This window comes from Streptococcus sinensis, assembly GCF_000767835.1.
GTDB lineage: Bacteria > Bacillota > Bacilli > Lactobacillales > Streptococcaceae > Streptococcus > Streptococcus sinensis.
On the sequence record NZ_JPEN01000034.1, the window covers coordinates 1 to 1,519 of the forward strand.

Sequence of the window (1,519 nt, forward strand, 5' to 3'; positions counted from 1 at the left end):
CTAAATGATGATTTATCTTTTTAAGCTATCCATGAAGTATAATAAATCAAGAAAGGTGGTAGCTTATGAAGGAAAAATTAATCACACAAATCACAGCAGATATGGCAAAACATTTAAGTGTTCAGCAGTTAGAAAATCTTCAAAAGGTATTAACTGCAGCTTTTGTCAATGTAGAAGTTGCAGAGATTAAATCAGCTAATGAACAGAAGAGCAATAGTAAATTACTTGAACTGTTTATCTCGGCTAAGAGGATTGAAGGCTGCAGTGAGAAGTCTTTGAAATACTATAAAATGGTTATTGAAAACATGTTTACCAGTCTTAAAACAGCCATAAGAGATTTGACTACCAGTGATTTGCGGACTTATCTTGCACGTTACCAGCAGGAGCGAAAATCAAGCAAGGTGACGATTGACAACATGCGTCGGATTTTTAGTAGCTTTTTTGGCTGGTTAGAAGACGAGGACTATATTTTAAAAAGTCCTGTTCGCAGGATTCACAAGATAAAGACGGATAAAACGATTAAAGAAACTTTTTCTGATGAAGGTTTGGAACTTTTAAGAGATGCTTGCGATGAGATTCGTGATTTGGCGATGATTGATTTATTAGCTTCAACAGGCATGCGTGTGGGTGAATTAGTAGGATTAAACAGAGAAGATATTAATTTCTATGAAAGAGAATGTATTGTCTTTGGTAAAGGGAATAGTGAGCGAATCGTCTACTTCGACGCTAGAACAAAGATTCACTTGATAAACTACTTGGACAGTCGTCAGGATGATAATCCAGCTTTGTTCGTTTCCTTGTCATCTCCACATGATAGATTGCTAATCGGAGGGGTAGAAACAAGATTGAGACAACTCGGTGTAAAAGCAGATTTAAATAAAGTCCATCCGCATAAATTCAGACGGACATTGGCGACACGCGCCATAGACAAGGGCATGCCCATCGAACAAGTCCAGCACTTACTTGGCCATGTCAAGATAGATACCACCATGCACTATGCCATGGTCAATCAAGCGAATGTAAAAAATTCGCATAGGAAATATATAGGTTGAAAGGTTCATATATAATATGACTAAATATAATTTAGGTGATATTGTAAAGATCAAATATGGAAAAGATCATAAGCAACTAAACGATGGGAATATTCCTGTTTATGGCACAGGCGGTATTATGCGGTATGCTGATACTGAATTATATTCTAAAAAATCAGTATTGATTCCACGAAAGGGTTCATTAGGTAATCTTTTTCTTGTTACCGAACCATTTTGGACAGTAGATACGTTATTTTATACAGAAATCAATGAATCAATTGTAATTCCTGAATTTTTATTTTATAAGTTAAAAACCTATGATTTGGCAAGTTTGAATGTTGGAAGCGCAGTTCCTAGTTTGACAACTGCAATTTTAAATGCGTTAGAAGTAGAAATTCCATCACTTAAAATGCAGTCTAAAATAATAGGCGTATTACAAGCATTTGATTTTAAAATTGAGAATAATAAAAAGATAAATCATCATTTAG

2 protein-coding genes are annotated in these 1,519 nt (G+C 34.9%); both read left to right on the forward strand.

Translation table 11 applies throughout. From position 1 onward, the window contains the following. Positions 1–65: 65 nt before the first annotated feature. Entirely contained in the window at positions 66–1,052 is a 987-nt protein-coding gene (xerA, locus tag SSIN_RS02125; RefSeq protein WP_037615190.1) for a site-specific tyrosine recombinase/integron integrase, read from the forward strand. Positions 1,053–1,068: 16 nt separating this feature from the next. Then, on the forward strand, positions 1,069–1,519 hold a 451-nt coding region (locus tag SSIN_RS02130; RefSeq protein WP_037615192.1), incomplete at its 3' end, for a restriction endonuclease subunit S.